Below are 21,239 nucleotides of genomic sequence, written 5' to 3'. Positions count from 1 at the left end.
CTTCGTTACCAAAGCGGGTGCAAAAGTACGGCCTTTTTTCATTCCCGCAAGCCTTTTGGCGAAAAATTTTCAATCTTTTTCGGAAGGGCTTGGTTACCAGGATGTAAGTCGGTTTTTTGCCCGCCCTCGAAAAAAGACGGACTGCGAAGATAAGCACTCCCGCGGAATCCCGCAAGCAATTCTTTATCTTTTTCAAAAAACCTGTGAACGTGCCTTTGTTGCGGGTGCAAAAGTACCACCATTTTTCACCCGTGCAAATTTTTACGGCAAGTTTTTTCGGTTTTTTTTCCAACGCCCGCCTAACACGCTGGAAAGCCACAGGTTGCGGGACGAACTTTTTTTCGCAGGGGCCGCGTGAGGGATTGGAGCAAGGTGCCGCGCACCGCGGAAAGCCCGACGGCGACCAAATCTTGGAACCGTGCAGGGGGCCGATCGCCGGCACGCCCAAGAACTATTCTTTGACAATCTTGAAATTCCTCGTCCCTTGGACCGTTGTTGCCTTTACAAGATACAACCCCGCGCCAAGACCTGACAAATCGAGCGTCACTATATTGGCGTCTGACGGTTTATCGATCAGCATTTTCCCAGCCAAATCGAACACGGCGACATGGCGCAACGGTTGCGGGTGTTCTAAATAAAGGGAGTGTTGCACCGGATTGGGGTAATATTTAAACGAAGTGGATTCGAAATCCCGATCGGACAGCGGCTGCGCCTGACAGGTTACCGATTGCGGGCTGAAGCAAGACACCGCGCCATTGACCGATACAATATTAAACGCCACCGACTGGCCGGGCAAAACGCCTTGAACCGCAAAATGGGTGTTGGCGACCACCGAGCCTTGGACGGGCGTGCCACCATCTATTTGATAGCTGTAAACATAAGCTGTAGCACCGGACACGGGCTGCCATTCAAAAGCAAGGGTATGATTTGGACCTTCGGGATTGCAGGTGATTTCGACAGAAGACGAGGCGTTGACCACCAAAGTACCCGATAACGTGGCCGACGAACATCCGCCGGTGGTGGTCACGGTGTATGGATAGGTCCCGTATTCTTGCGGCATACCGTCGACGGTAAAAATACCTCCCGAAAAAGTGCCTGACAATCCTGAAGGCAGTCCATTTGTAACGGCGCCCGTAGCCCCGTTGGCGATAATGAATCGTATCGGGTTCAAAGCAGCGCCCTGACACAAGGTTTGGTTGCGCGCGCCCGACGACGACACCCAAACCATGGCCGCATTGAGCCGCACCGTAAGCGTACCGGTCATGGTTCGGGTGCAATCGCCGCCGCTGGTGGTAATCGTATAAATATAAGTACCGGTTGACGTAGGCGTGCCGCTTATCGTAAAAACGCCTGCACCAAAAGTACCGGTCACGCCAGGTGGTAAGCCCGATACCGTTGCGACTTGTGCCGTACCGCCCACCGTAAATGCAATGGTTTCCATCGCGGTATTGATGCAAACTATTTGGCTTGACGGCGCCGATCCTTCGGCCAGCACAATGGTATCGACCGGGACTGCGGGCCCCACCAGGAACGTGTTAGGCGCCGACGTACAGCCGGTGACGGTATTCCGGTAGGTCATGTCGTAGGTTCCCGGAAGCACATCAAGGAAAACAAGATCGGACTGGTAATGTACGCCATCAATACTGTACTCAAGATTTTCGTCGAGCGGCCAGGTTACGGTGACGGTACCGGTGAGCGGAGATTCGCAATGCGGATGAAACACCGTCATGCTCACAACCTCGGCGCAGTTCAACAAAGGGTTGGTCAATTTGGGAAGGACCGGATTTTCGGATGCCGATACGGCCATCGTCCATGCCAAGAAAGGCATCAGTAGGGAATTTTTGTTCATGTTATATCAATTTAGGGGTGGCAAACCTAACACTTTAATCTTGCTGTTCAACGATTAAGCTAAAAAAAAATCTCATTTTGTGAATATTTCTTTATCGATGACATTTTATTGTTTGTCTTTGCCGAATCGACTATATTTGCGCTCACAAATTCAAAAGCATGATCAAGATCACACTACCCGACGGTTCGGTAAAAGAGTTCGCCCAAGGCGCAACGCCTATGGACGTGGCCAAAAGCATCAGCGAAGGCCTGGCAAGAAACGTAATTTCGGCGTCTTTCGATGGAACGACGGTGGAGACAGAAACGCCGCTCACCACCGATGGATCTTTGGTCTTGTTCACCTGGAACGACGAAGGTGGTAAAAAAGCCTTCTGGCACTCGACCTCGCACGTGATGGCGCAGGCGATCCAGGAGATGTATCCGGGTGTCAAATTGACGATCGGGCCTGCGATCGAGAAAGGTTTTTACTACGACATCGACTTTAACGGACAAACGATTACCGACGCCGATTTCAAGAAAATCGAGGACCGCGTTTTGGAAATCGCACGCGAAAAGCACGAGTTCAAGATGCGTTCGGCTTCTAAGGCCGATGCGCTTGCGTTTTACAAGGCCGAGAACAACCCTTACAAGGTGGAGCTCATCGAAAACCTCGAGGACGGCACGATCACATTTTGCGACCATTCGACTTTTACCGATTTGTGCCGCGGCGGTCACATCCCGAACACCGGATTGATCAAGGCGATGAAAATTATGTCGGTGGCTGGTGCCTACTGGCGCGGCGATGAAAAAAACAAGCAGCTGACGCGTGTTTACGGCATCTCGTTCCCGAAACAAAAAGATTTGACCGATTACCTCGAGCTTTTGGAAGAAGCCAAGCGCCGCGACCATAGAAAACTGGGCAAGGAACTCGAACTGTTTGCGTTCTCGCAAAAAGTCGGGCAAGGCTTGCCGTTGTGGTTGCCCAAAGGCGCCGCGTTGCGCGACCGTCTCGAGCAATTTTTGAAGCGCGCACAGAAAAAAGCGGGTTACGAGCAGGTGGTTTCGCCGCACATCGGGCAAAAGGAATTGTATGTGACTTCTGGCCATTATGCGAAGTACGGCGCCGACAGTTTCCAACCGATCCACACGCCGGCCGAAGGCGAAGAGTTTTTGCTCAAGCCGATGAACTGCCCGCACCACTGCGAAATCTACAACACCAAGCCGTGGTCATACAAAGACTTGCCGAAGCGCTACGCGGAATTCGGAACGGTTTACAGATACGAACAATCGGGTGAATTGCACGGCCTGACACGCGTTCGCGGATTTACGCAAGACGACGCACACATTTTTTGTACGCCGGACCAATTGGATGCCGAGTTCAAAAAAGTAATCGATTTGGTGCTGTATGTGTTCGGGTCGCTCGGATTCGAGAATTTTACGGCGCAGGTTTCGGTGCGTGATTTGGACAATCCGGACAAATACATCGGATCGGTCGAAAATTGGGAAAAAGCCGAACAGGCGATCATTTCGGCCGCACGCGACAAAGGTTTGAACTACGTGATCGAATCGGGCGAAGCCGCATTTTACGGGCCAAAACTCGACTTTATGGTCAAGGATGCTTTGGGCAGACAATGGCAACTCGGCACGATCCAGGTAGATTACAACTTGCCCGAGCGTTTTGACCTGACCTACAAAGGATCGGACAACGAACTGCACCGTCCGGTGATGATCCACCGCGCGCCATTTGGCTCGATGGAGCGTTTCATCGCCATCTTGCTCGAACACACCGCAGGAAATTTCCCGCTTTGGCTGATGCCGGAGCAGGCCATTATCCTGTCGCTCAGCGAGAAATATGAAAATTATGCCAAAAAAGTTTTGGAATTGCTGGAAAATCACGAAATTCGCGCCCTAATTGACAATCGCAACGAGACGATCGGCAAGAAAATCAGGGAGGCCGAAACGCAAAAATACCCGTTTATGCTGATCGTGGGCGAGGAAGAAGAGAAGAACGGAACCATCTCTGTACGTCGTCACGGACAGGAAGGCAAGGGCAATGTAACCGTTTCGATCGACGAATTCGCCGCGATGGTCCAAGAGGAAATAGACAAAACATTGAAGACGTTTAACGTCGAATAAAAAGAAAAAACACAACGTTTAACTTAAATTTTTTAAGCCATAGCAATTAGAAACAACAGGGGTTATCAACCCAGAGTGGAGAAAAAAGACGCGCACCGGATCAATCAACACATCCGCGGCGTGCAAGAAGTCAGGTTGGTAGGCGAAAACGTCGAAACCGGGGTTTACAAATTGTCGGATGCCTTGCGCATGGCCGATGAGCAGGAACTCGACCTGGTCGAAATTTCTCCCAATGCCGCCCCGCCGGTTTGCAAAATCATCGATTACAAGAAATTTGTATACGAGCAAAAGAAGCGCGAAAAGGCGCTCAAGGCCAAATCGACGCAAGTCACGATCAAAGAGATCCGTTTTGGGCCGCAGACCGACGAGCACGATTATGAATTCAAACGCAAGAATGCCGAGAAGTTCCTCAAGGAAGGCTCGAAGCTCAAAGCGTTCGTGTTCTTTAAAGGACGCTCGATCATTTATAAGGAGCAGGGACAAATCCTTTTGCTGCGTTTGGCGCAGGATCTTGAAGAATTCGGAAAGGTAGAAGCCATGCCGGTTTTGGAAGGAAAAAGGATGATTATGTTCATCGCGCCGAAGAAGAAGAAATAGTCGTAAAGTCGTAAAGTCATAAAGTCTTAAAAGCGCGCAAGCCTTTCGGACTTTATGACTTTATAGACCTTAAGACTTGAAAATAAAGTAAGTCAAATTAAATAAATTCAGGACACCATGCCTAAAATGAAAACAAAATCCAGCGCCAAAAAACGCTTTAAAGTGACCGGCTCTGGTAAGATCAAAAGGAAGCACGCCTTCAAAAGCCACATCTTGACCAAAAAGTCTAAGAAACGTAAGTTGGCGTTGACGCACTCTGCTTTGGTTCACCAATCAGACGTGAAGAGCGTAAAAGAGCAGTTGAGAATCATCTAATAAGTCATAAAGTCAAAAGTCATAAGGTCATAAAGGCCTTTAAGACTTTAAGACCTTACGACTCGATCGTTCTTTCGGTTAAATTATTCAATAACCCTGGAGTATGGCTTTCAAGTCCCGAATGGGCGCCTGCTACAAAAAAAAATTAAATTATGCCTAGATCAGTAAATTCAGTGGCCAAAAGAGCCCGCAGAAAAAAATTAATGAAACAAGCCAAAGGTTTCTTTGGCCGTCGTAAAAACGTTTGGACAGTTGCTAAGAACGCGGTAGAGAAAGCGATGAGCTATGCTTACCGTGACAGAAAAGCGAAAAAGAGAAACTTCCGCGCGTTGTGGATCATGCGTATCAACGCTGGTGCACGTCAGGAAGGAATGTCTTACTCGCAATTCATGGGTAAAGTAAAAGCATCAGGAATCGAATTGAACCGTAAAGTTCTTGCAGATTTGGCGATGAACCACCCAGAGGCTTTCAAAGCCATTCTTAACAAAGTAAAATAACGTTTAACGAAATTTGACTTACTTGAACCCATCCTTCCGGATGGGTTTATTTTTTATTTTTATTTTTATTTTTTATTGCGCTGCTGATCGCGACGAAGCAGTAGAACGGGCGATTGAAACCAGTGCGTCCCCGTTACCTATTGCTAATCGGATATCTGTACAGGTTTTCTGTAATTAGGGTATCGAAAAAATTTGTATTTTCTACCCAATTGGGTAGGGGCATTGGGTTTATCCCTAAAAAATAAAATCGACACCTGGATACAGAAAAACTATACATTTTCATAAATCGAAAAATTTTTCGGTGTACACTCGGCATGACTGTTTTGAAACCGCCAATGTTGTCCCGACCTCAAGCTTGACCACAAATCTCCACTTGCTCCGCTTCGACTTTACCCAGCATACGACAGCTTCATGGCAACCTACAACGAGCCTTTGTACCGGTCGTCGTAGTCCACCATCCATTCGATGCCGTACTTGTCGCGAAACATCCCAAAATAAGAACCCCAAGGGCTGTCGGCCATAGGCACTTCGATGCTTCCGCCGGCTGAAAGGCCGTTGAACAACCTGTCGGCTTCTTCCCTACTTGCCGCGCCGATCGATATTTTGCTGCGGTTTTCGTTTTCGTTCACCGTTCCCATAAATTCGGGGACATCGTTGCCCATGAGCACATTGGGGCCGATGGGCAGCGCGATGTGCATGATTTTGTTTTCTTCGTTGGGAGCAATCGGCATTTCGGGGCTCGCCAGGTCCTTGAACCGTACAATGGTGGCGAAGCTCCCGCCGAATACCGATTGGTAAAACAGGAACGCCTCTTCGGCATTCCCATTGAAATTGATGTGTGGGTTGATCAGTGCCATGTCTTTAGTTTTTTAATGATTCTCAAAATTACCTATTAATATCTTGAGTCACAGGGTAGGAAAGCGCAAAACAAATGGGGCGATTGCGACAAGATTATTACATGTCGCTATAATTTATTAGCTATCTTGGCAGGTCCCCGTCAAACAACGCAACCATGGATCCAGTCAAAATCTTGATCGTCGAGGACGAAATAATCATTGCCGCGAAACTTTAGCTGCCGCTCACTGCGCTTAACGTTTCCGTTTTTCTTTTTTAGCTTGGCGACGCCCTTGGGTTGCGATGCTGTCACGAAACAGCTATCTTTGGGAAACCAAAACAAACGCCATGTATCTTCCGCTGCTCGACCACATCGACAAATTCGTCAAGCTCGACCACGATGAACGCAACACCGTGCTCACGTACCTCGACTGCCATAAGGTGCGCAAAAAGGAGCATGTGCTCAAGGAAGGACAGGTATGCAACGCGCAGTATTTCATTGTCAAGGGGTGTTTTCACCAGTACATCATCAACGAAAAAGGTGTCGAGAAGACTTTGCTGTTTGGTATCGAGAACTGGTGGATGACCGACTTTTTGAGCTTCCAAAGCCATTCGCCGTCCAACTTTTACATCCAGGCCATCGAGAATTCCGAAGTGATTTCAATCGATAAGGAGTCGCTCGAGGATTTGCTCATCCGGGTACCCAAACTCGAGCGCTACTTCAGGCTGTGCATGCAAAAGTCGTTCGGGGCTTCGCAGGTGCGTATCAAGTATTTGTTTACGATGTCGGCCGAGGAACGCTACCACCACATCAACACCATGTTTCCCGAATTCGTGCAACGCGTGCCGCAGTACATGTTGGCGTCGTACCTCGATTTTTCGCCTGAGTTTTTGAGTAAGATCAGGGCGGGTAAGGTCTAGCAGGCGTCGTTTTCGGTGGCCTTTTGCCAGAGGCCCCGACGTTTCTTGGGAAGTGAACGTCGGTTGCGGCGGAAAGCCGACGGCGGCTGTGAACGCCGGGGTTACAAAAACGTCAATTCGTCGGCACTCAAAAAAAAAGCGTCCCGCGTTACCCAAGCGCAAAATCCAAATATATGAACTTTAACAAAAAGTACAGATTTTCTGTATCGGTTTGTCGATTTCATTGCTTAGGGATAAACCCAATGCCCCTACCCAATTGGGTAGAAAATACTAAAAAATCCAATGCCCTCCCTACAGAAAATCTACACACTTTTACGCAAAAAAATCCCTATCGCATCCCGCAAAAATGTACCATCCCTTCAAAAGAAACCAATCCATCCTTTCTTGAACTACTTCAAGTTTTTTACCCCCAGAACCGCGGAACTTTGCCTTGTTCAACTTTAAAAAGCAAGAAAATGCAAACCAGGATCAACCTCGCAAAAGTAGCGCCCGACGCCTACAAAGCCTTACTCGGCGTAGAAAACTTCATCGCAACCACCCCGCTCACAGCGACGCACAAAGAACTCATCAAGATGCGCGCCTCGCAAATCAACGGCTGCGCGTTCTGTATCAACATGCACACCACCGACGCGCGCAAAAACGGCGAAACCGAACAACGCATCTACCTGCTCAACGCCTGGCGCGAAGCCGATGTGTACACCCCCGAGGAAAAAGCCATACTCGCGCTCACAGAAGAAATCACCAACATCCAAGGGCACGTTTCCGATGCGACCTACGCCAACGCCGCACAGTATTTCGACGAACCCTATTTGGCCGCCGTCATCATGATGGCCATCTCGATCAACTCATGGAACCGCATGGCCATTGCAACGGGCCTGCGTGTGGGATAACACATGAAAAACAAAACACCTGGAACGCGCCTTGTGGTGCGTTTTTTTTGGGCGTGCCCCTGCGGGTCGGGCTCTTGGCTGCACGCGGTGCTTGCCGCGATCCCTCACGCACCTACCGGAAAATTGCGTACCTTTAATCAAAATCCGCAAGCCATGAAACCATCCTTTCGATCCGGCCCCAACATAGCGATCAAGGTCCCCAAGAGCAAATTCGACGCGACGATCGCCTTTTACCGCGACATCCTGCAATTGGATGTGGTCGAAAAACCCATCGACAACCCCACCATTTCGCGTACCTGCGAAATCAAATTTGGGCCAAATACGCTTTGGCTGGATTGTGTCGACAACTATTCACGGTCCGAAATTTGGCTCGAACTGCAAACCCCTGACGTCGAATCGGCCACGCAATACCTGTTTCAAAACGGTGTCGATGCCAGCGACGAACTCGAAAAAATTCCCAACACCATGCATTGGATCCAAGACCCGGCCGGCACCGTGTTGCTCTTAGGACCAGAAAAAGAATGATGCCCATCCCCAAGAAAATCCTCTCGCGCAAAGACGAAATCACCGCCGATTTCCTCCAACTTTACGAAAACCACCTCGCCGAACTTTTTGCGGGCAAGGCCCAACACCGCATGTCGTCGTCTGAATTCGCGGCGCGGCTGTTCATCCATCCCGGACACCTGACCAATACCATCAAACTCACCACCGGCCATTCGCCTTGCGATTTCATGGAGCGCGGCATCGTGGCCGAGGCCGAACGCTTGCTGTTGCAAACCGACCGGTCGGTGGCCGAAATCGGCATGACGTTCGCCTACGACGAACCCACCAACTTCATCAAATTCTTCAAAGGCATGACAGGCATGACGCCGTTGCAATACCGAAAAAAATACCGCTAAACCTTGGCTTTGTGCCCCGGCCCCGAACGACATGTATCGGACACCTGGATCCCGCTGTTACAAAAAATCAAATTTTTAGAATTTTGCAACAGATTTGTTGCAAAACATTGATTTTTTCAAAAATTGTAACAGCGCTAACGTTCCGGTACGACGCTGGGGTTTCATCACTGGGCTAGTAAATTCTGAAGAGTACACCATTTTTCACGGTCAAGACGCCGCTAACTTTGTGGTGTTAAATCTTCAACCATGAAAAACAAAATCGCACTCGTGACCGGCGGTAGCCGTGGGCTCGGGAAAAATATGGCGCTGGCTTTGGCCGCAAACCAAACCGATGTACTCTTGACGTACAATCAAAAGGCTTCCGAAGCCGATGCGGTGGTCGCCAAAATCCAATCCTTGGGCGTCAAGGCGGCGGCGTTGCAACTCGATGTCGCCGATTCAAAATCGTTCGATGCTTTCTTTGCGAATGTCCAATCGACACTGGCCGAAAAATTCAACACGTCCACCTTCGACTTTCTGGTCAACAATGCGGGCATCGGCCTTTATGCGCCCTTTGCAAACTTTACCGAAGCCGACTTCGATACGTTGCACCAAATCCACGTCAAGGCACCGTTCTTCCTGACCCAAAAAGCGCTGCCGCTGCTCAATGACGGCGGGTCCATCGTAAACGTCTCTACGGGATTGACGCGTTTTAGCCTGCCGGGCTACTCGGCCTATGCCACCATGAAAGGCGCCATGGAAACGCTAACCAAGTACCAGGCAAAAGAATTGGGTGCGCGCGGGATACGCGCAAACATCATCGCGCCCGGTGCCATCGAGACCGACTTTGGCGGCGGACACGTTCGCGACAATGCCGATGTCAATGCTTTTGTCGCGTCACAAACCGCTTTGGGCCGCGTAGGCTTGCCCGACGATATTGGCGGCGTGGTGGCCTTTTTGTGCTCCGATGCCGCACGTTGGGTCAATGCGCAACGCATTGAAGTATCGGGTGGGCAATTCATCTGATTGCTTCCGTAGTATTCTTCATAAAAAAAGCCATTGACCTCACAATCAATGGCTTTTTACTATTTGGTATTTTCTACTTAAAAGTCTCGAAAACCGATCCGTCAAAACTCCCGAACACCATGCTCGGATGCGAATCCTGGTGGAACATGTTGCCGTGCCGGTCGATCGCGATGGCACCCGCGAAGCCATCAAAAGGTTTGAGTTCGTCGAAGGTTTTGGCGAATGCCTGCCCGAGCGTCATGCCATCGGTCACGCGCGTCACGATCTTGGCTGCGACGGCACCGCTTACGATGTCTTCGCCCACACCCGTGAGGCTCACGCCGCAAAACGCGTTGGCGTAATTGCCCGCAACGGTCGCAGAATCGGAGATGCGTCCCGGAATTTCGAAGCCTTTACCGCCCGTCGAAGTCGCAGCGGCGATGCGTCCGTGTTCGTCGATGGCTACACAACCAACGGTACCTACGCCGGTGCCCGCTTTCTTGGCTTCGTATTCGCCACGGCGTTGCTCGGTTTCGGTCGAGAAATAACCGAAACCTAACTTGCGTGCAAAATCGGTCGCGCCCTGGCCGCCCAGGATGCGGTCTTCGCTGTCCTGCAACACCAACGCTACTTCAATCGGATTCTTGACGTCTTCTATGTTGATCACGCCGCTCATCTTTTGCGTCGTGCCGTCCATGAGCGACGCGCTCATACGGATCTTGCCGTCGCTTTGGATTTGCGACCCGATGCCCGCGTTGAACAACGCATCGTCTTCCAGCAGCGACACGGCATACACCGCCGTTTCTACCGCCGAATGGGTTTTAAGATAAACGTAGGCCTGACGCGCGATACGTTCGAGCGCCTGCTGTTTGGCCAACTTGGTTTCGTGGTTGGTGGTGGATTCCGAGAAGAAGCCGCCGTGGATGATCACTTTCATCGGACGCGTTTTTCAGAATCGACGTCTTCCTTGGTAAAAGGCAATTCCTGCGCGTACTGCGACGATTGGATGCGCATCTTGAACGTGCTCAAATCGAACGTATCGTTCATGCTCATCACGTGGGTCACCAAGTGGTTGATCGAAATCGGCTGACCGAGCTCGACCTGCGTCAGGTTGGTGTCCTTGATCTCGCGTCCGTCGACCAAAATGACGAGTCCAGAGCCGATGGCTTCCATTTCGGAATTGTTCTTGATCAAAAGCCCGGTGTCTTCACCAAGCCCAATGCCAAGCACTTTCGGATTGCCAACAACCGCCTGGAACAACCGCCCGATGCGGCCGCGTTGTACGAAATGGGTGTCGATAATCACGCCATCGATAAGCCCCAGCCCGCTGGTGATCTTGACTTCGCCCTTGAGCAATGCTTCGCTCGACGAGCCCTGGTAAATCATGCTGTTCGACGCCGCCGCGGCACCCGCCGACGTACCGGCATAGATGAATTCTTCGTTGTGGTATTTGTCGAGCAAAATGTCGTGGAACTCGGTACCGCCCAAAATAGATGTGAGTCTGAGCTGGTCGCCGCCGGTAAAGATGACCACGTCGGCCATCTTCAACCGCGCCAGGATCTCGGGATCGGTAGCCTGTTCGCGTCGCTCGATGTGCAATACATCTACATTGTTTGCGCCAAGGTAATCGAACGCCTTGACGTATTCGGGTCCTATTTCGCGCGGGATTTTCGAAGCGGTGGTGATTACTTCGATGCGCGAATCGTTTTGGTGTTTGGATTCGTTGAGGATTCTCTTCAAAATGCCCGTCTCAAAGAAATTGAGGTTGTTGGCCGCGTTCTTGTCGATGTTGGTTTCGGTAAAACTTCCTTTATCTACCGCCCCCCCAATGATAATGAGTTTTCCTTGTATATTCATGGGCGTAAAAATAACCAAAACTTTACATTGGACAAGGAAAATTAGGATTTTTACATGGGCAAATTGCGCGCGCAAGACGGCCAAAGATGTAGGTTTTTCGATGTAATCAATTCATTATTAATACGATTCGAACGATTGGTTTGCCGTGAATCGGGAAGTATACAGGGTTGCGATGTGGGACGTATGTGCACACTTGGTTTGCCATCGCCATAAAATTCTCTGAAAAACGAAATAAATTTTGACAAACCAGCCAAAAAATCTATTTTAGTCAACCTATACCAACAACCTTTTAACAAAAACACTGACAATAATCCATCTCATGAAAATACTCAAAATACAAGCGCTTCGCGGACCGAACATCTGGAGCGTCCAACGCAAGAAGTTGATCCAGATGCGTCTCGACCTCGAGGAAATGGAACAATCCCCTACCAACAAGATTGCGGGCTTTCGCGAACGCATCGAGGCCATGTTCCCCACCATGATCGAACACCGTTGTTCCGAAGGGGTACGCGGCGGTTTTTTTATGCGTATCGACCGCGGCACCTGGATGGGCCATGTGATCGAACACATTGCGCTCGAGATCCAAACGCTCGCGGGTATGGAAACCGGATTCGGACGCACGCGCGAAACCAAGACGCCCGGCGTGTACAATGTGGTGTTCAGCTATACCGAAGAAAACGTCGGGATGTTTGCCGCCGAATCGGCCGTGGCCATTGCCGAAGCGCTCATCGCAGGCACCAATTACGATTTGGAGGCCGACATCCAAAAGATGCGCGAAATCCGCGAACGCGTCAGGCTCGGGCCTTCTACGGGCAGTATCGTCGAAGAGGCCGTGGCGCGCGACATCCCGTGGATCCGTCTCGGGACAAATTCGCTCGTACAGCTCGGTTACGGCGTCAACCAGATGCGGTTCCAAGCGACTATTACGTGTAAAACTTCGAACATCGCCGTCGACATCGCCTGCAACAAGGAAGAGACCAAACGCATGCTCGACATGAACTCGATTCCGGTGGCCAGCGGCAGCATTTGCGTAGACGAGGAAGATTTGGAAAATTGCATCGCCAAGATTGGCTTCCCGATTGTGATCAAACCGCTCGACGGCAACCACGGCAAGGGCGCGTCGATCAATGTGACCAACATGGACGACGCCAAGGCCGGTTTGGAATTCGCCAAGAAATACTCGAGACGTGTCATCGTCGAGAAATTCATCACCGGATTCGATTTCCGTGTGTTGGTCATCGACAACAAATTGGTCGCGGCCGCCAAACGTGTCCCTGCGCATGTGGTGGGCAACGGCAAGGATTCGATCCAAACGCTCATCGACGAAACCAACAAAGATCCGCGCCGTGGCTACGGACACGAAAACGTACTGACCGAAATCACGGTAGACCGCGACACCGAAGACCTACTCGAAAAGCTGGGCTATACACTCGAAACCGTGCCCAAGGGCGGCAAAATTGTGTATTTGAAATCGACCGCTAACTTGTCTACGGGCGGCACTTCGGTGGATGTGACCGACATGATGCACCCCGAAAACATCTTCCTGGCCGAACGCATCTCGCGTGTGATAGGGCTCGACGTGTGCGGCATCGACATCATGGCCGAAAACCTCACGCAACCGCTCAAGGAAAACGGCGGCGTCATCCTCGAGGTCAACGCAGCACCTGGTTTCAGGATGCACCTTGCGCCATCCGAAGGATTGCCGAGAAACGTGGCCGCGCCCGTGATCGACATGTTGTATCCGCCGGGCAAGCCGAGCCGCATTCCGATCATCGCCGTGACGGGTACCAACGGAAAGACCACCACGACGCGTTTGCTGGCGCACATCGTCAAGAACAACGGCTACAAAGTAGGTTTTACGACCTCGGACGGCATTTACATCCAGAACCACATGATGGAAAAAGGCGATACCACCGGACCGGTGTCGGCCGAATACATTTTGAAAGATCCTACGGTCGAGTTTGCGGTGCTCGAAACCGCGCGCGGCGGAATTTTACGCGCGGGGCTTGGTTTTAGCCGCTGCGACATTGCCGTGATCACGAACATCCAGGAAGACCATTTGGGCTTGAACGACATCCATACGCTCGAAGATTTGGCGCGCGTCAAAAGTACGGTGGTACGTTCCGTCAAGAAAGACGGCTGGGCGATTTTGAACGCCGAAGACGAATACTGCCGCAAGATCGCCGACGAATTGAGCTGCAACATTGCGTGGTTCTCGATGGACGAGGAAAATCCGTTTGTCAAAAAATTATCGAAAGAGGGCAAGATCGTCGCCGTGTATGAAAACGGATTCATCACCGTCAAAAAAGGCGAATGGAAAATCCGTGTCGAACGCGCGACGCATGTACCGCTCACCTTGGGCGGAAAAGCCAAATTCATGATCGCCAACGCACTGGCCGCCACCTTGGCCGCTTACTTGTACGGTTTCAAGACCGAAGACATCAGCCTGTCGTTGCAAACGTTTATACCGAGTGTGGCGCAAACACCGGGCCGTATGAATATTTTCGAGTTCAAGAAGTTCAAGGTCATGATCGACTTTGCGCACAACCCGGCGGGCTATCGTGCCGTCGAGGATTATCTGTCGAGCGTAGAGGCGACCAAGAAAATCGGCATCATTGCCGGTGTGGGCGACCGCCGCGACGAAGACATCCGCGAATGTGCGAAAATCGCCGGACGCATGTTCGACCACATCATCATCCGTCAGGAAAAACACCTGCGCGGCAGAACCGAACAGGAGATCATCGACTTGATCCTCGAGGGCATCGCCGAATCGGGACGCGCGGTCACGCACGAAATCATCACCAAGGAAATCGAGGCGATCAAACACGCGATCAACTCGGCCGAAGAAGGTACGTTCATTACCGCGCTCAGCGACGTGGTGACCAATGCCATCGAAATCGTGCAGGAATACCTCGACAAGGAAAACGAACAAGGAGAGATTTAAACGCAAAAGGGATGTCCTTGGGGCATCCTTTGTTTTTTTGTGATGCCGATGCGCTACTTTTTGATGTTGTTCTTTTGGTGTAGTGGCTTTGTGGCCGCGCAAACCGATTCGGTGAAACGCATCGATTCGCTCAAGCAGGTATTGCAAAAACCGATGACCGATACGCAGCGCGCAAAGGCGTTGATCGCGATGACCGAAGCGTGTTATGCAGGCGCGCCGGCAGTAGCCATCCAATATGCCGCCCAAGCCGAAACGCTTTCGAAAAAAATAAACTATGCCGAAGGGATGCTCAACGCCTACGGCTGGCTGGCCTTTTTGTACGAACAAGAAGGCAAGATCCAACCCGCGCTCGACTACTACGGCAAGGCGCTGGCCATCGCCCGAAAAACCAACGACAAAAAAGAAGAAGGCACGGTGCTGAACAACCTGGCGGCCATCTACAAAGACCAAGGCAAAATCATCGAGGCGCTCGGACTGCACCAACAGAGCCTTGCCATCAAGAAATCGATAGGCGACAAAAGCGGGATTGCATCGTCGTTGAACAACGTCGGGTTGATTTATGCCGGACAGGGTCGTATCGACGAGGCGCTCGACCATTACGAACGTTAGCTTAAAATCGAGGAAGAATTGCAAAATCCCGAAGGCATCACCACGGCGCTGCAAAACATCGCGGTGGTGTACAAAGACCAGCACGAGTATCAAAAAGCCGAGGAATACTTGCTGCGCGCGGCAAAAATCAACCGCGAGACGGGGAACAAATACTCGATCGCGTCTTCGTTGAACAGCCTTGGGTTGCTCGAACAGCAAATGGGCAAACGCGAAGCCGCCTTGGATTATTTCCAGAAAGCGCTGGCGATTCGGCGCGAAATTGGCGACCAACAGGGCATTGCGCACAGTTTGAAAAACATCGGTGACCGCTACAAAAGGGATGGCCAAATGGTGGCGGCCCAACAGGCTTTTACCGAAAGTCTCGGGTATTTTCAAGGACTTGGCGATACCTTTGGCATGGCGGTGGTGACCAACCTTTTGGGCGAAACATTTGTCGCGATGGACGACTTTGCTGCGGCCGAAAAGCAATTCAATCTTTCGCTGGGATGGGCGCGACAACTCGGCTATCCGATCAATGTGGGCGACGCCGCCAAAAACCTACAGCAACTGTATCGGGCAAAAGGACAATGGCAAGACGCGTTGGCCATGAACGACCTTTACATCCAGATGCGCGACAGTATCCGCAACACCAACAACCGCACGGCCGCCATCCGGACGCAATTCAAATACGCCTACGAAAAGAAGGTGCGCGACGAAAAAATCGCCAAAGCCAAAAAAGAAGCGGCCGAGCAGCGTACACGCAACATCCAGTATGCGTTGATTGCGTTGGGCATCTTGATTTTTGTGGTGGTGTTCCTGCTTGTGAGCCACACCATCGTGGCCACACCCAAGATGATCCAATTTGTGGGGGTCTTGACGTTGTTGATCGTATTTGAGTTCATCAATTTGCTGCTGCACCCGTTTTTACACGAAATCACGCACCACTCGACGTTGCTGATGTTGCTCGCGATGGTATGCATTGCGGCCGTTTTGGTCCCGATGCACCACAAGATCGAGCATTGGGCCACGCATACGCTGATCGAGAAGAACAAAAAAATACGGCTTGCGAACGCCAAACGCACATTGGCCGAACTCGAGGAGCCTACGTCCGAGGTTCCGTCCGACGAAAATACGGCGTGATTTTTTGTGTAACAAAGCGCGCGATGTACCGACAAACACCCTGTTTGTCATCCTAATTTGACTACCTTTGTTTCTTTCAAAAAAACCAACATTATGACTAAAAACCTGGTGGCTGTTCTCAGCTTTTTCTTTTGTTTATCGGCCTTTGCGCAGAAAAAAATAACGCTCGAAGATGGCGTCCTGCAACAAAACAGGGCCTTTCGCGCCGACAAGATGCTCGGATTCCAGTGGATCCCCAACACCAACCAATACACGTACTTTGGCGATTCGGGCAGAAAGCTGATGACCGCGAGCACCGGCAATGCAGCCGCTACCGAACTGGTCGCCTTGGCCGATTTGAACAAGGCCACGGGAGCCGATTTCAAGGGGTTCTTTGGCATCGACTGGAAAGACGCCGACACGTTTGTGTTGCAAAGCGGAAACAAAATCTACGAATATAACAGAACATCAAAAACGGGCAAGAAAGCCGCCGATTTGGGCGATGCGGCCGAAAACGCCACCTTCGACAAGACCAAGACCAAGGTGGCCTTTACCGAAAAGAACAACCTGTATTGGACCGACGGCGGCGCCAAGGTGGCCATCACGGACGACGCGAATGCCGATGTAGTATCGGGCCAGGCGATCGCACGCAACGAGTTTGGCATCCACGGGGGCATTTTCTGGTCGCCGAAATCTAATTTGATCGCATTCTACCAAAAGGACCAAAGCGAAGTGGCCGATTATCCGTTGCTCGACATCACACAAACCCCGGGTAAACTCGAGAACATCAAGTACCCGATGATCGGGCAAAAAAGCGAAAAACCACGTGTAGGGATTTACAACCTGGCCACCAAACAAACCGTTTTTATCGCTCCCAAAGGCGCAGCAGATGACTATTTGACGAATGTTTCCTGGACGCCCGATGAAAAATACGTGCTCATCGCCGAGCTCAACCGCGGCCAAAACGACATGCGTTTGAACTTGTACGATGCCACATCGGGCGCGTTTGTACGCACGTTGATCGAAGAAAAAGCGAGCACATGGGTCGAGCCTGAGCATGCGGCGTTTTTCCCATCGCCCAAATCGAATAATTTTGTTTGGATCAGCGAAAAAGACGGCTTCAACAACCTGTATTACTATTCGATAGAAGGCAAGCTGATCAAACAATTGACGGCCAACAAATTCATCCTGAAAGACATTTTGGGCGCGAATCCCGCAGGTACCGAAATCTATTTCACGGCAACCGGGGCCAACCCGACCAATACGCTCGCCTACAAGGTGGATTTGAAGGGCAAACAAACGCTCATCACCAAGGACGAAGGCACGCACACCGTGGCCATCTCTACCGACGGCAACTGGATTTTTGATGAATTTTCGAGCCATTCGATCCAATCGAAATCACTGTTGTACGACAAAAACCTGAAAGCAAAAACACTGCTCGAAAGCGCCGACAAATATGCGGGATACGCCATGGGCACGGCCGAAATCAAGACCATCAAGGCCGCCGACGGCAAGACCGATCTGTATACGCGTTTGATCAAACCGAGCAATTTTGACCCGTCCAAAAAATACCCCGTCATGGTGTATGTCTATGGCGGTCCGCATGCGCAAATGATCACCAATTCGTACCTGGACGGTGCCAATTTGTGGATGTATTGGATGGCCGAACAGGGCTATCTGGTGTTTACGGTAGACAACCGCGGTTCTGAAGGACGCGGCGCGGCGTTCGAGAAAGTGATTCACCGCAACCTCGGTGTAAACGAAATGGACGACCAACTCAAAGGCGTTGAATACCTGAAATCGCTTCCGTATGTAGACGGCAACCGTTTGGCTGTACACGGATGGAGCTATGGCGGATTCATGACCACATCGCTCATGTTGCGCAAACCCGATGTGTTCAAGGTGGGCGTCGCCGGCGGACCGGTCATCGACTGGAAATGGTATGAAATCATGTATGGCGAGCGCTATATGGATACGCCTGCCGAAAACCAAAAAGGATTCGACGAGGCGGCCGTACTCAACTACGCCAAAGACCTCAAGGGCAAATTACTCTTGATTCACGGTACGGGCGACGATGTGGTGGTGGAACAACACAACCTGTCGTTGGTCAAGAAATTTGTCGAGGCAGGCAAACAAGTTGACTATTTCCCGTATCCGATGCACAAACACAACGTATTGGGCAAGGACCGCGTGCATTTGATGACAAAGGTGTTGCAGTACATTATCGACAACAACAAGTAGTCGAAAAAAGAAAGATTGAAAAAGGGTGGTCGCACGATTGGCGATTGCCCTTTTTTGATTATTAGCTTTTTATCTACCCGTAAGCACTTTCCATTCCCTGTAAATCATCACTTGGTAACAGATGTAAAACAGCGAATTGAAAACCCAGATATCGACGATAAACGGTTCGGTTGTCAGGACCAGATCGGTGTTGCCCGACATGAAAATAAAACACGAACACGACAGGTAAATGATCAACCCGAAACAAAAGTGCGAGTAGCGTCGGTTGAATTCCATGATCGAAAATCCGGCGTACAACATCAGCAACAATGTGGTGATTCCTATCTCATAGATGTTGAAAATCCAGTAGAGCCCGGGTGTTGTGTAATACTGATAGGCCAAGAAAAGCGTTACCAAGACCAGCATCGCCAAGACAAAAATTTTCTTCCTTCGGTCGGCAAACAAATGGTAGAAAAAAAGGCTCAACAAGACGAATTGAAAGTTGAAATAGTAATGCGAAAGGAAAAAATTGGAATTGGGCTTCAAGAATCCGATGATGTGGCAAAACAACTCGACCACAAACAAAAGCGTCAGGTAAACACACAATATCTTGTACATCCGGTCTTTTCCCTTGGCTTCTTTGTTGTACAGGATGCTATTGATCAGTAACATCAAAAGGCCAATCAAGCTAATGCCGAAGTATATAATCATCTGATTTGGGGTGCTTAAGCCTTACCGAACGGAAGGGCGAAATTTGAAAAATAACGATTTGGGTCAAAAATAGCTTTTTTTTATTTCCGACTGTCCTCAGGCGGCAAATTTGGCTAGGTTTTTTGCTTTTTCTTGCGCGCAGCCGGAAACAAAACATTGTTCAAAATGAGCCTGTAACCCGGCGATGTCGGGTGCAAGTCGAGCACCGTCGGTTCGTCCCCCACGCGGTGTTGGTAGTCCTCTGGATCGTGTCCGCCGTAGTAGGTGAACATGCCCTTGCCGATTTGCCCGTGGATGTAACGCGCCTCGCCGTTGAGCTGACACTCGCCCAGGACCAGGATGTTCGATTTGACCAGATCACGTTCGAACGACGTCGATTGTCCCATGAATCCCTTGACCAATTGTGTGTGGTTTTGACACAACATGCTGGGGATGACGTCCCATTTGGCCGAAAACTCCATGAGCGTGAAATAGTCTTTCTCCATCGGGATCTTGCGCTTTTCGGTCATGTCGATGTCCGAGAATTCATAGCGCTCCGGACGTCTCTCGAGTGTGTAATTCTTGAATGCAAACGACTTGGTATAATCGATCCTGGACTGGTAGTTTGGCTGGCTCGGGTCGCCGTCGAACATGGGCTCGCAAATATCGACACCCTCTGCCGCAAGCGCAATGTCGAAACTGTCGGTAGCCGAACACATCGCAAACATAAACCCGCCGCCGATGACAAAATCGCGTATTTTTTGCGCAACGGCCAGCTTCTCCTGCGACACCTTGGCATAACCGAGTTTGGCCGCCAATGCTTCGGCTTCCTTTTTTTGTTCGATGTACCACGGCGCGTTGCGGTAGGCCCCGAAAAACTTACCGTACTGGCCCGTAAAATCCTCATGGTGCAAATGCAGCCAATCGTACAATAACAACTGGTCGGTCAGGACTTCTTCGTCGTAAACCGCCGTGAACGGGATTTCGGCATAGGTCAGCACCAGCGTCACCGCATCGTCCCACGGTTGCTTGCCTTTGGGCGTATACACGGCCACCTTGGGCGCTTTTTCGAGCACCACCGTTTCCATGTTTTGCGACGGACTCGCGATTTCGTCGAGTATTTGGTTGGCCTGCGCATCGCTGAGCACCTCGAAACTCACGCCACGGATCTGACATTCCTTGCGGATTTCTGGCGCATCGGGCAAAAGGAACGAGCCGCCACGGTAGTTGAGCAACCAACTCGCCTTGTACTGCTTGTCGAGCACCCAATAGGTGATGCCGTAGGCCTTGAGGTGGTTTTGCTGGGTCGATTCGTCCATCGGCAGCAAAATGAAGTTGGCCTTGGCAGACCATGAAATCACCAGCATCAGGACAAAAAGGAAGCGTTTGCTATACATTCCTAAACATTTAAGGTTTTCAAAGATAGCGAAATCGATGTGAAGAAAAAGATAAAATTGGCTTGCAAAATGGTTGACGCGTCACGCATCGGTAGAAAAAAGTAAATTTAACTTTGTAATTCAAAGTACTTTTATATATTTGCATTGAATCCGGACTTAAAAGCCAACACCATGAAAAACAAAAGATTAATCGGAATTATATCGGCAGTGGGAATCCTACTCCTGGTCCCTTTTGTCGCGATGCAATGCAGCGACGAAGTACAATGGAGCGCTTTCGACTTCATCATCGCAGGCGCGCTCTTGCTCACCACGGGCTTCGCGTGCGAGTGGATTTTGCGCACGGTCAAAACAACACAAAACAGAATCCTTTTGTGCGGCTTTGCATTGTTGCTGCTGGCGTTAATTTGGATTGAGCTGGCTGTCGGGATCTTCGGGACGCGATGGGCCGGAAGCTGATGCAGCCTCGCGCCACCGGAACTTGACGATGCAAACCACCTGACCCGATACCAGCGTAGCATTGTAGT

21 protein-coding genes are annotated in these 21,239 nt (G+C 50.6%); 15 read left to right on the top strand and 6 right to left on the bottom strand.

Annotated features, from left to right (window positions below; translation table 11 throughout):
• Positions 1 to 358, top strand: a 358-nt coding sequence (locus BLP55_RS17015; RefSeq protein ID WP_170826840.1) for a hypothetical protein, incomplete at its 5' end; no start/stop codon positions are given.
• 93 nt (positions 359 to 451) lie between these two features.
• Here BLP55_RS17015 and BLP55_RS09850 read toward each other — a convergent pair.
• Complete coding sequence (locus BLP55_RS09850) at positions 452 to 1,849, bottom strand: T9SS type A sorting domain-containing protein (protein WP_091142891.1); 1,398 nt, start codon at positions 1,847 to 1,849, stop codon at positions 452 to 454.
• A gap of 158 nt (positions 1,850 to 2,007) precedes the next feature.
• Here BLP55_RS09850 and thrS point away from each other — a divergent pair, with 158 nt between their 5' ends.
• From thrS to rplT, 4 genes are all read left to right on the top strand, one after another.
• Positions 2,008 to 3,963, top strand: a complete 1,956-nt coding sequence (gene thrS / locus BLP55_RS09845) for a threonine--tRNA ligase (protein WP_091142886.1) — start codon at positions 2,008 to 2,010, stop codon at positions 3,961 to 3,963.
• Between the two features lie 75 nt (positions 3,964 to 4,038).
• Positions 4,039 to 4,560, top strand: coding sequence for a translation initiation factor IF-3 (infC, locus tag BLP55_RS09840; protein WP_244503451.1), 522 nt, complete (start codon positions 4,039 to 4,041; stop codon positions 4,558 to 4,560).
• A 117-nt stretch (positions 4,561 to 4,677) separates the two neighbouring features.
• Positions 4,678 to 4,875 (top strand): 50S ribosomal protein L35, encoded by a 198-nt coding sequence (gene rpmI, locus BLP55_RS09835; RefSeq protein ID WP_014164268.1) that lies wholly within the window; start codon positions 4,678 to 4,680, stop codon positions 4,873 to 4,875.
• Between the two features lie 152 nt (positions 4,876 to 5,027).
• Entirely contained in the window at positions 5,028 to 5,372 is a 345-nt protein-coding gene (gene rplT / locus BLP55_RS09830; protein ID WP_091142880.1) for a 50S ribosomal protein L20, read from the top strand.
• A gap of 419 nt (positions 5,373 to 5,791) precedes the next feature.
• Here the strand turns inward: rplT and BLP55_RS09825 are convergent, their stop codons facing one another.
• Positions 5,792 to 6,229 carry a VOC family protein gene (locus tag BLP55_RS09825; RefSeq protein WP_091142876.1) on the bottom strand — a complete coding sequence of 146 codons (438 nt, stop codon included), beginning with the start codon at positions 6,227 to 6,229 and terminating at the stop codon, positions 5,792 to 5,794.
• A 325-nt stretch (positions 6,230 to 6,554) separates the two neighbouring features.
• Here BLP55_RS09825 and BLP55_RS09815 point away from each other — a divergent pair, with 325 nt between their 5' ends.
• The 5 genes from BLP55_RS09815 (at position 6,555) to BLP55_RS09795 (ending at position 9,921) form a co-directional block, all read left to right on the top strand.
• A complete protein-coding gene (locus BLP55_RS09815) occupies positions 6,555 to 7,127 on the top strand; it encodes a Crp/Fnr family transcriptional regulator (protein ID WP_091142870.1) in 573 nt (190 codons plus the stop codon).
• 455 nt (positions 7,128 to 7,582) lie between these two features.
• A complete protein-coding gene (locus BLP55_RS09810) occupies positions 7,583 to 8,017 on the top strand; it encodes a carboxymuconolactone decarboxylase family protein (RefSeq protein WP_091142866.1) in 435 nt (144 codons plus the stop codon).
• A gap of 153 nt (positions 8,018 to 8,170) precedes the next feature.
• Positions 8,171 to 8,542, top strand: a complete 372-nt coding sequence (locus BLP55_RS09805; protein WP_091142929.1) for a VOC family protein — start codon at positions 8,171 to 8,173, stop codon at positions 8,540 to 8,542.
• Positions 8,539 to 8,916 carry a helix-turn-helix domain-containing protein gene (locus tag BLP55_RS09800; protein ID WP_091142863.1) on the top strand — a complete coding sequence of 126 codons (378 nt, stop codon included), beginning with the start codon at positions 8,539 to 8,541 and terminating at the stop codon, positions 8,914 to 8,916. The genes BLP55_RS09805 and BLP55_RS09800 overlap by 4 nt, the downstream gene beginning before the upstream one ends.
• A gap of 246 nt (positions 8,917 to 9,162) precedes the next feature.
• Positions 9,163 to 9,921, top strand: coding sequence for an SDR family NAD(P)-dependent oxidoreductase (locus tag BLP55_RS09795; protein ID WP_091142860.1), 759 nt, complete (start codon positions 9,163 to 9,165; stop codon positions 9,919 to 9,921).
• 73 nt (positions 9,922 to 9,994) lie between these two features.
• On the opposite strand, the gene BLP55_RS09790 is transcribed toward BLP55_RS09795, so the two are convergent.
• Positions 9,995 to 10,837: an isoaspartyl peptidase/L-asparaginase gene (locus BLP55_RS09790; protein ID WP_091142856.1), complete on the bottom strand. Its 843-nt coding sequence runs from the start codon at positions 10,835 to 10,837 to the stop codon at positions 9,995 to 9,997.
• Positions 10,834 to 11,757 carry a cyanophycinase gene (locus BLP55_RS09785; protein ID WP_091142853.1) on the bottom strand — a complete coding sequence of 308 codons (924 nt, stop codon included), beginning with the start codon at positions 11,755 to 11,757 and terminating at the stop codon, positions 10,834 to 10,836. The genes BLP55_RS09790 and BLP55_RS09785 overlap by 4 nt, the downstream gene beginning before the upstream one ends.
• Positions 11,758 to 12,076: 319 nt before the next feature.
• Here BLP55_RS09785 and cphA point away from each other — a divergent pair, with 319 nt between their 5' ends.
• The 4 genes from cphA (at position 12,077) to BLP55_RS09765 (ending at position 18,649) form a co-directional block, all read left to right on the top strand.
• Entirely contained in the window at positions 12,077 to 14,701 is a 2,625-nt protein-coding gene (gene cphA, locus BLP55_RS09780) for a cyanophycin synthetase (RefSeq protein ID WP_091142850.1), read from the top strand.
• Between the two features lie 48 nt (positions 14,702 to 14,749).
• The gene (locus BLP55_RS09775; RefSeq protein WP_211516820.1) at positions 14,750 to 15,310 is read left to right on the top strand and encodes a tetratricopeptide repeat protein; all 561 of its coding nucleotides are present in this window, start codon (positions 14,750 to 14,752) and stop codon (positions 15,308 to 15,310) included.
• 18 nt (positions 15,311 to 15,328) lie between these two features.
• Positions 15,329 to 16,429 carry a tetratricopeptide repeat protein gene (locus BLP55_RS09770; protein ID WP_170826838.1) on the top strand — a complete coding sequence of 367 codons (1,101 nt, stop codon included), beginning with the start codon at positions 15,329 to 15,331 and terminating at the stop codon, positions 16,427 to 16,429.
• A gap of 93 nt (positions 16,430 to 16,522) precedes the next feature.
• On the top strand, positions 16,523 to 18,649 hold the full coding sequence (locus tag BLP55_RS09765) for a S9 family peptidase (RefSeq protein WP_091142926.1): 2,127 nt from the start codon (positions 16,523 to 16,525) through the stop codon (positions 18,647 to 18,649).
• A gap of 69 nt (positions 18,650 to 18,718) precedes the next feature.
• Here BLP55_RS09765 and BLP55_RS09760 read toward each other — a convergent pair whose 3' ends face one another.
• Positions 18,719 to 19,300 carry a hypothetical protein gene (locus BLP55_RS09760; protein ID WP_139149645.1) on the bottom strand — a complete coding sequence of 194 codons (582 nt, stop codon included), beginning with the start codon at positions 19,298 to 19,300 and terminating at the stop codon, positions 18,719 to 18,721.
• 152 nt (positions 19,301 to 19,452) lie between these two features.
• Positions 19,453 to 20,715, bottom strand: a complete 1,263-nt coding sequence (locus BLP55_RS09755) for an asparagine synthetase B (RefSeq protein WP_091142838.1) — start codon at positions 20,713 to 20,715, stop codon at positions 19,453 to 19,455.
• Positions 20,716 to 20,886: 171 nt separating this feature from the next.
• Here BLP55_RS09755 and BLP55_RS09750 point away from each other — a divergent pair, with 171 nt between their 5' ends.
• On the top strand, positions 20,887 to 21,171 hold the full coding sequence (locus BLP55_RS09750; RefSeq protein ID WP_091142835.1) for a hypothetical protein: 285 nt from the start codon (positions 20,887 to 20,889) through the stop codon (positions 21,169 to 21,171).
• Positions 21,172 to 21,239: the final 68 nt, after the last annotated feature.

The sequence above is a fragment of the Flavobacterium caeni genome (genome assembly GCF_900101895.1).
Classification (GTDB): domain Bacteria; phylum Bacteroidota; class Bacteroidia; order Flavobacteriales; family Flavobacteriaceae; genus Flavobacterium; species Flavobacterium caeni.
This window is presented reverse-complemented; position numbering and strand designations above follow the sequence as displayed.